The 8348-nt window shown below is 41.2% G+C and carries 6 protein-coding genes and 4 tRNA genes; 3 read left to right on the forward strand and 7 right to left on the reverse strand.

The window, feature by feature from the left end; all coding sequences use genetic code 11:
* Positions 1-4: 4 nt before the first annotated feature.
* On the reverse strand, positions 5-1423 hold the full coding sequence (locus M23134_RS29290; protein ID WP_157558707.1) for a type I-B CRISPR-associated protein Cas8b1/Cst1: 1419 nt from the start codon (positions 1421-1423) through the stop codon (positions 5-7).
* Positions 1424-1955: 532 nt separating this feature from the next.
* Positions 1956-2747 (reverse strand): CRISPR-associated endoribonuclease Cas6, encoded by a 792-nt coding sequence (gene cas6 / locus M23134_RS29295; protein ID WP_002702614.1) that lies wholly within the window; start codon positions 2745-2747, stop codon positions 1956-1958.
* Positions 2748-2886: 139 nt separating this feature from the next.
* Here cas6 and M23134_RS29300 point away from each other — a divergent pair, with 139 nt between their 5' ends.
* Both M23134_RS29300 and M23134_RS42865 read left to right on the forward strand, forming a co-directional pair.
* Positions 2887-3429: a helix-turn-helix transcriptional regulator gene (locus tag M23134_RS29300; protein WP_002702615.1), complete on the forward strand. Its 543-nt coding sequence runs from the start codon at positions 2887-2889 to the stop codon at positions 3427-3429.
* A gap of 320 nt (positions 3430-3749) precedes the next feature.
* Positions 3750-4043, forward strand: coding sequence for a WCX domain-containing protein (locus tag M23134_RS42865; protein ID WP_002702617.1), 294 nt, complete (start codon positions 3750-3752; stop codon positions 4041-4043).
* A gap of 472 nt (positions 4044-4515) precedes the next feature.
* Here the strand turns inward: M23134_RS42865 and M23134_RS41470 are convergent.
* The 5 genes from M23134_RS41470 to M23134_RS29330 all read right to left on the reverse strand — a co-directional run bounded on the left by M23134_RS41470 (position 4516) and on the right by M23134_RS29330 (position 7044).
* Positions 4516-4587 (reverse strand) — tRNA-OTHER (locus M23134_RS41470).
* Positions 4588-5219: 632 nt separating this feature from the next.
* Positions 5220-5292: transfer RNA gene (locus M23134_RS29310), tRNA-Gly, on the reverse strand.
* Positions 5293-5311: 19 nt separating this feature from the next.
* Positions 5312-5384: transfer RNA gene (locus M23134_RS29315), tRNA-Met, on the reverse strand.
* Between the two features lie 25 nt (positions 5385-5409).
* Positions 5410-5482, reverse strand: a tRNA-Asp gene (locus tag M23134_RS29320).
* A 197-nt stretch (positions 5483-5679) separates the two neighbouring features.
* Complete coding sequence (locus tag M23134_RS29330; protein WP_198145109.1) at positions 5680-7044, reverse strand: SDR family NAD(P)-dependent oxidoreductase; 1365 nt, start codon at positions 7042-7044, stop codon at positions 5680-5682.
* Between the two features lie 416 nt (positions 7045-7460).
* Between M23134_RS29330 and M23134_RS29335 the strand changes: the two genes are divergently transcribed.
* Entirely contained in the window at positions 7461-8036 is a 576-nt protein-coding gene (locus M23134_RS29335) for a SiaB family protein kinase (RefSeq protein ID WP_002702623.1), read from the forward strand.
* Positions 8037-8348: the final 312 nt, after the last annotated feature.

Raw genomic sequence — 8348 nt, forward strand, 5'->3', positions numbered from 1 at the left:
CAGTTTATTGGTTTATAGTTTCGGTTTCTTCTTCTTTATCACCTTCCGACGACTCCAGGGCTATTTGCATTTGGTGCTCGTGCAGCTTTTGATAAATACCTATCAGCAACAAATCCCTGATTTCCCGCCAATTAATTCCCTCAGGAAAAAGGTATTGAGTATACTCCTCTAAGGTAATGAGTGGGGTTTGTTCGCCATTCTGGTAATGTTGCCCTACCCATTTCAATAGCACCTGACGCACTTCATGGGTGCTTTTGCATCCCCTCAGGCGCGTAATAGTACGCTTTATTTTGTCCTCTTCTTTTTGCCGGATCACAAAATCGGCGAGTTCCTTAATTTTATTCAGCGTATGCTTGTCCATATTTCTGATATGAGTTTGGTAAATTTCAACAATCTTAAAATTAAAGGGGTATTTTTTACTCCAGTTGAGTATCTCTGCTAAGATAGGTTGGTTGAGCAGCAACTTGTTGTAAATGGAGTTGCTCCAGTTTTTGTATTCGCCATACTTTGCCACCTTGGTTTTATCCTCCCAAACAGCGCTGGTACGATTGAACTTGATATTCTTAAATTTGCTATTATGATAATGCGCACTTACAAACCCTTGCCAATCGTCTCGGTAACGAGGGTTGAGGCACGTCAGGTAAAACCTAAAGGCCGTAGAGTGGAGGTGATAGAGTTGTACTTCAGGGCTTGCGCCAAAATTGGTAAAATGATAGATGTTAAAAGCAATGTCTTTGAGCTTTGACCTGTCATCAACCACTGTTTTCAAATCACTCACACAATCATCAATAAAGCCAAACAAAGCACTGGCAGGGTTTTTCAAACTTGACTTCAGCACCCCTTCCGAAGCACCAGTGGCAATGCCCTGTATATTTTCCTGGCAATTTTTCAACACAAAGTATTTACTTACCTCAAGGTCATTACTTTGAATAAGCGCAATTTTGTCGCTTACCTGTAGCAAGCCAAAAGGCACGAAAAATATGCGAATGAGCACCTCCTTCGACAAAGTCAAACCACTCTCAAAAGCCGAATGAAAATTGATAAACGTGCCCGAACCCGACAAAATATGGTTGTCTCTACCCGCATAAAATAACTTGGTTTTTCGGCCCGTTATCCTACAATACCCCTCCTGAAACGCTCTCTTGTCTTGGATCAGTTCTTTAAAATACTTCAGCGTTTCATCTATTTTCTTTTGCCCCTTAAAAGCCGGTTGGGTAATCGTAGAGTTCAAGAAAAAAGCATTGAGTTTGCCCGACCAGTTATTTACGTATATATCGGTCATGCTTTCAATCAAACCCAACACGTCTTTACCTGGGTGCAGGCGGGCAAAGTAGTCCATCACCACGCCCCCCACATCTACAAAAGGGTCCCCTGTAGGTTTAGTAAGCCACTTATACGCTATGTTTTCAATTGTTTTTTTCATTTTAGTGAGGGTTAGAAATGATACCAAGTCTGATTGAAAACCCATACAAACTCACTGTGAATGAAGGTATTGAGTAATTCAAGCGTCTCAAATAACTATCTCTTGTAGTGGGCTTTTGGCAAGACCAACACAATGCACATTCTTCGCTATTGTTACCCGCTCTCTTGGTCAGCTGCGCTTAAGACCAAGAGGAGGAGGGCAAGCTTAGTGAGGGTTAGAAATGATAAATCTAGCTTGATACGGACAGTTGTAGTATTAAATATGCGTTTACAACCTTACCCAAGCAGGTATTTTATAGATGCCTGTGCTGTTTAATTGGCATTAAGCTCACAGCGTTCGGTTTCTTAGTGAAAATTTTATAGATACGTCAGCTACCATCGACTGTTGACTTCCATCTACCGATTTTATAAACCATTAAAAATCAATACATTATAAAATCGGTAAGTTGCTTGTAGAGCCGCCTCAAACTTGAAGCACCGATATGCATCGGCATCTAAGGACTTGAGGCTGTAGGGGCTATTGACTAAAGTGATTATATCACCTCCACCATCCCAAAACCTTGAGCACAATTACTCCCAAAGCCTCCATAAAACCCTACTTTGAGCATTTCAGGAGGAGCCGTGAGCTCAAAGTCAAACAAACAACCTTTAACCTTGATTCCTTGCTTTAGCCAAGGCTTGAGCGTAATAAGTTTAGAGCTCATCTTGCCATTGTTAAGCACCTCTAGTTGGGGGGGTATCTGAGTATTTGACCCATTGTGGGGGAGTTGTTGACTCAGGTAGGTTTGATGCTTACTACGCAGGTTTTCTATAAAAATTTCATGGTACAACGCATCGCCAGGAGCCAGGTAAGTACAATGTTTATTATGCTTGTTTTTGCGGGTAATGATCAAGGGCGATTGGCAGCTAAAGCGCATCATTTCACCAAACGCCACTGTCGGCAACATCTCTATTTGCTCTATCAAAAAGTCATTGTGGGCAAAAGCATCATTGATGTATAAGTGCTGGTCTTGAAAAACACCCGCCACAAACTTTTCTACGGTTTTATCCACCAAAAACGAAGTCTCAAGGTGAACAACAGGTGCATTGATAAGCATTCTGCTTTCTCTCATTTGCCACTTTCCGCGTGGAATCTTCAACTGCCCAAAAGTGAAATACTTAAACCTCTTTCCCTCGCCTTCATAGCCTTTGTCGTGCAGAAAAGCCGCATATTGGGCATCAGCAAGCTCAAGCAAACGATAAATATTTGCCGAAATATAAGATTGGTAATTGATAGGAATATTGCAAGGAGTAGACAGCCTCCTTAAGGTAAGACGAAATCGCATAAGCCAGATGTTTAATGTTTGAGTTAATTTGGTTTATAAGTATACAATAGTATCGTTTTTTTTCTAATATTACAAATCAAAATCAAAGGCGTGCAAAAAAAACGTCCTACTCAATTTTTTTTTCAAAAATCCTTTAAAAATGACAACCACCCCGAAAGCCCGTGCTCAAAGAATCAGAAAAATCCACGAACAACTGAAGCTGTTTACTGATGGAACAGTACCCAAGAAAAAACTCATTGAAATATGCAATTCATCCGAAAGAACCCTCAAAGCTGACTTGAAGTACATGCGCGAAGAATACGACGCTCCCGTCAAGTTCAATTGGAAAACCAAAGGCTATTACTATACTGAAGGTGATTTTGAACTGCTTGCTCAAACCATAGCCCTGTCGGCCGAAGAACTCAATGCTTTAAAAATGACTGCTTCTGCCCTGGAACAGTTCCAGGGATTAGACATATTTAAAGATGTGCGCGGGATATTTCAAAAGTTAGACAACGCCATGAAATACAAAATTCTGCAAACTTCTGCTGAGCCTTATGTGGTATTTGAGTATGCCCCTAGCTTTGACGGCAGTCACCTGATCTCTTTCTTCTATCAAGCTATAGAAGACCGAAGAACAGTGGCTTTTAACCATAAAAAATTTACCCACACCCAAATAAAAGAGTATGTGATACGCCCTTAGTAATGTTGCCGAAATAATGTCAGCAAATTTAAGTAAATATTTTTTCGCTAGACAAGGCGAAAAATCGGCTAATAGCAGCGCTATTCGGCTATTTTTCAACGATGTATAGCGACTAAAATATACAGTTAAAATGGGGAAGTTATTTTGACTACATTACTTATTGGCTCAAAGAACACAAAAACCGTTGGTATATTATAGGCGAAACTTTACACGACCAAAAGTTCAGAATATTTGGGTTAGACCGAATCATTGCTACCCAGCAAAAACAACCCACCACTCAAGGTTTTTTCAAACGCAAACCTATTTCACTTGATGATTTAATGAAGCATTCATTTGGCTTATATATCAGTGAAACCCCGCCAGAAACTGTAGTGCTCAGCATGAACCATGCCCGCGCCCAATACTTCAAAGCCCAACCTTTGTTTGACTATGATGAGCAACATGTACTCATAGACAACGAGCAGGAGTTTAGGCTTCAAAAGAAACTCATTATCAACTATGAACTCATGATGGAATTAGCCAAACTGGGCGCAAGCGTTAAAGTACTTGCCCCTAAATCTTTACAAACTCAACTCAAGCAATATTTAGCCGCTGCAATGAGCCAATACCCATAAAATACAAAGCGTAGAAAAAGCCTGACTGCTCGACAAAGGTTCCGCAAAGTCGCAGTTATTTCTTGCAACCTAATTGACTTCACAGAAAAAAATCTGTATTTAATGGCGTATTCAAACCTACCTGACGCAACCTAACCATCAGAAGATGATAAGTTAAAGTAGGCTTAAAAACTTGCCTTAGGAATGGTGAGAAATTAAATTGCTATTCTTGAGGTAGAGGTTTTGTTTTGAGACGAGGCTATTTTTTGCGCCCATAGCAGCGCTACGGGCAAAAACCGATGGCTACAGCTACGCTGTGCCGAGCTCTGCCAAAGGCTAAAAATAACGAAGTATCAAGGCGAAAAATCACCTCTCAGAGTGTAAATTTATTTTTGAACAATTCCTTAGGCACTTTAACTTGCAAAACAGGGGCTTTCGTTTCCGTAAATCTTAATTTGACCCTAACGCATCGATGCCAAGCCATCATAACAAAAAGAGCACACGGGAATCGAACCCGCATAACTGCTTTGGAGAGCAGCATGTTTCCTTGTTACATCAGTGCTCTTTTTGTTAAGTATAATACCAAATCGTTGCCATTACCCGTACGCTAAATTCTTTGTATGTCTACATCTAAAAGCTATCACCAAGCTTGTCTCCTCCTCTTGGTCTTAAGCGCAGCTGACCAAGAGAGCAGGTAATGATAGCGAAGAACGTGCATTGTGTTGGCCTTGCCAAAAGCCTTCTAACTACGCTTTTTGTAAGTTACTGAAAATCAACGTGATACAAAATTGTAGTTACCTGTGGAACAGGGTCTAGCTTGCGACTTGTCGCTTGAAGCTTGCCCCCTGTCGGGGCTTTTAACTAATAAAGTCATAACCCACTGAAAATAAGTGCACTATGGGTGTATTAGTTGCCTATGAACCGAATCTACAGCTTGCTGTGATGAGCTCAACAGAGTTAAACAAGGTGTTCCTAGAACCTTGTCGGGGCTTAAGACCACTACAAGTGAGTTTGTATGGGTTTTCAATCAGACTTGGTATAAGCAGGGTTTTCTTATAAAAGGCTATTTAGAAGAATATGCCCTCGAAAAACCACACTATCACCTCGCCTGCTCCGAGCTTGTCCTCGGAGGGCAGTGTCTTCACGCCCGATCGAAACTTCATACTTTGCAAGCTTCAGGAGTTTCTCATTTTTTATAAGAAGGCACAGGACTCGAACCTGCAATTTTTCGCTTGGCAGGCGAATGTGTTTCCAGTTACACCAACCTTCTTGTACGGCCATTGTTTTTGAAGGATGTACAGGACTTGAACCTGTAGCTTCGGGTTATGATCTCCGATACGTTTCCAGTTACGCCAACATCCTTACCATTTGGTAACGAAAAATGTAGCAGGGCGAGCGGGATTCGAACCCACAATCTTTAGAGTGACAGTCTAACATGTTTCCGGTAACACCTCCGCCCTGAGGAGGCTTTTCTATAGGTTTTGAAGGATGTACAGGACTTGAACCTGTAGCTTCGGGTTAGAGCTCCGATACGTTTCCAATTACGCCAACATCCTTACCAAATTCATCAAGTATAGGTTTACATCCCTCCGTCAGGCAGATAACTATTACGAATAGTCAGAAAAGCCCACTTGTGTCTCCAGCTCGACGAATGCCCTTACCATTCCTCAATTTTGTAATTTTTGAGCAAGTTTCCAAACAAAAAGTGTTTGTTTGTGATGGCTTCGTATATGGGGTGTATAATTCTGGCTGCCCCATCTACCGGATCAAGCGGGGGTATTTGTCCCGCTTCAAATTGTTTTTGCCGCAGACTTTCTCTCACCCCAGTAGACACCCACCCTACGTCTACACTATTGATAAACACCTGATATTGAGCGTATTCTTGTGCCGAAGTACGGGTGAGCATGTTCAAGGCAGCCTTGGTCATATTGGTATGTGGGTGAAACCTGGTTTTATTGCCATAGCTAAACTGCCCTTCGGATGATGACACATTGATAATCAATTTTTCGGCATAAGCCGATGCTTTGAGCAACGGCGTAAACCCTTTGATAAGCATATAAGGAGCAATATGATTGATGAGGTTTACCTCTAGCAACTCATTGACAGGTATTTCGGCAAGCGTACTATTCCAACTGTTTTTTTCTCTGACGTCTACTGGTTGCCCAAAGCGGGTCAGGGCTTGTGTGGCAGCAGGCAATGACTCCAGTAGGGCAGGAACCTCATCGAGCACTGGGGTGGTATTGGCTACTAACTGCTGATGGTATTGGGGGAGCAGTTGCTGTTCTTTTGCCAACAAGGGGGTATAATAAGCCTGGTCATACCTGATGGTTTGGGCAGCGTTGTTAATCAATATATCTAAGTGTTTGTGTTGGGCACAGTAGCGTTCAATAAAGGCTTGCACTGCGCTTAAGTTGCGTAAGTCCAGCCCATAAATGTGCAACCGGTGTTGCCATTGCGTGTAGTCTTTTTCTTGCTGAAGTTGCTCAAGGGCAAGCGCCGGAAACCGAGTAGTCAGGGTAAGCTCCGCCCCACAACGCAATAGTTTGAGCGCTGCAGCATAGCCAATTTTCACCCGTCCTCCGGTGAGTATCACTTTGCGCCCGCGAAGGTCAGGAGCAAGGCTGCGACAGGTATAATTAAGCTCGGCACAGGCAGGGCACAAGCGATGATAAAAAGGATGGGCTTTTTGGTAGGGGGTGTTGCAACTGTAGCAATTACGCGAGGTGTGTAGTGGTGTATATACCGGGTGGGCTGTTTTAGGGTTGACTTGGTGCGCAAATAAAGTCTTGTTTGCCAAGGCATTGCGGGCAATGGTGGTCTGTTGCAGGGTAGCCATGTCATTGGTTTTGCGTGCATTGGCAGGCGCTTGTTTGCGCTGTTTTTTTGCTTGCTTGTGTATCTTGGTCACCAGTGTCCCAAAACGCTGATTGTCTGGGTTGTGGAACGGATTATCTTTTAATACTTCAAGCACTTTTATACAACTATTCCAATCAGCCTCACTAAAACCATATTTTTCTTTCATTGTATCCATTGATTTACTTTTTGTAGGTATTGGGTATGTCCAATAATTATTGTATTCGGGCAAACCTTTTCAAAACATACTCTTAAAACTCTATTGTATATAAACCATTTATTATTATATTTCATTTCAATTGATTTACTTTAACATTGCCCAAAAGTCCAATATTTGGACAAAAATTTCCTTTTTTAGCAAATAATAGGTCACAGCATCCATCAAAGAATCATAGCTTTGTATATATTCATGGACGCTGTCAAAAGACTTTTTTCTGCCCCAAAGTAAGTTTTAGGGAGAAATTGTTCTGGGAAATTTAATTTTTATTAACAGAATAGCAAGTTTTACGCATTTTTGGTTATGAATTTGTTTGCGTAATTTTTGGATAAAATATTCATATTTATAATTTTCAAATAAAACGATCTATGGATCCAAAAGAAGAAGACTTAAACAATGATTTTGATTTCTTTGCTTATTATGCACAGCTCAATCATCAAAATCTTATTCTTTCGTACAAAGGACCTCTCACTGATGTTTTATTAGCCGAATTTAGCCGCGACATCAGAGAAAAACTCAAAGAAAACCGCAAAGCTGGTAAAAAAGTGTTTTCAGTGTTTATGGAATTGAGTCAAAACGTATTGTTTTACTCTAAAGAAATCAACCACTTTGGTGATCAGGACAAAGTAGGAACACTGGTAATTTTACAAACAGAAAACGAATATCGGGTAATTACTGGAAACCTGATTACTACCGAAAGCGCCTCTATACTACTTGATAAATGGAAAACGGTTATTTCACTCGACCGTGATGCTTTGCGCGATTATAAACGTAAACTGAGAGATGCCCCCCGTGAAGGTGAAAGTAAAGGAGCTGGCATAGGCTTGGTACAGGTAGCCTTAACCTCAGATGACCTTGAAGTAAAAATTAAGCGTATCAACGATAAATTTTCTTTCTTTGCTTTGTTTGCCAACATTGCCAAAGGTAACAAACCTCAGTTATAAGTCCTTTCTTCCCAAATTATTTACCATACTGTTGCCCTGTATGGATTTTATCTATGACGATGAAGCCATACAGGCAATCAGCTTGGTTTGTTACAATGGTTTTTGCTCCAACCCCCTTCTTCTTTTCAAGCCTTTGAGCAACTGTTCAAATTTCCCTTCTTTTGTGCGATATTTAAGCTGAATTATTCTATCTTCCTCGCCTGCTGGAGATTGCGTGTCCCCACCATAGCCGTCAGTTAAGAGGAAAATAGTAAAAATTCACTTAAAATACCGTCACGCTCAGCGAGTGTCTCACCGCTGATCGATCGCAAA

It is taken from the genome of Microscilla marina ATCC 23134, from assembly GCF_000169175.1.
GTDB lineage: Bacteria > Bacteroidota > Bacteroidia > Cytophagales > Microscillaceae > Microscilla > Microscilla marina.

Excerpts from the sequence above, each read along its gene's own strand:
- M23134_RS29335 (WP_002702623.1), top strand. The coding sequence starts at position 7,461 with ATGGATCCAAAAGAAGAAGACTTAAACAATGATTTTGATTTCTTTGCT.
- M23134_RS29300 (WP_002702615.1), top strand. The coding sequence starts at position 2,887 with ATGACAACCACCCCGAAAGCCCGTGCTCAAAGAATCAGAAAAATCCAC.
- cas6 (WP_002702614.1), bottom strand. The coding sequence starts at position 2,747 with ATGCGATTTCGTCTTACCTTAAGGAGGCTGTCTACTCCTTGCAATATT.
- M23134_RS29330 (WP_198145109.1), bottom strand. The coding sequence starts at position 7,044 with ATGAAAGAAAAATATGGTTTTAGTGAGGCTGATTGGAATAGTTGTATA.
- M23134_RS42865 (WP_002702617.1), top strand. The coding sequence starts at position 3,750 with ATGAAGCATTCATTTGGCTTATATATCAGTGAAACCCCGCCAGAAACT.
- M23134_RS29290 (WP_157558707.1), bottom strand. The coding sequence starts at position 1,423 with ATGAAAAAAACAATTGAAAACATAGCGTATAAGTGGCTTACTAAACCT.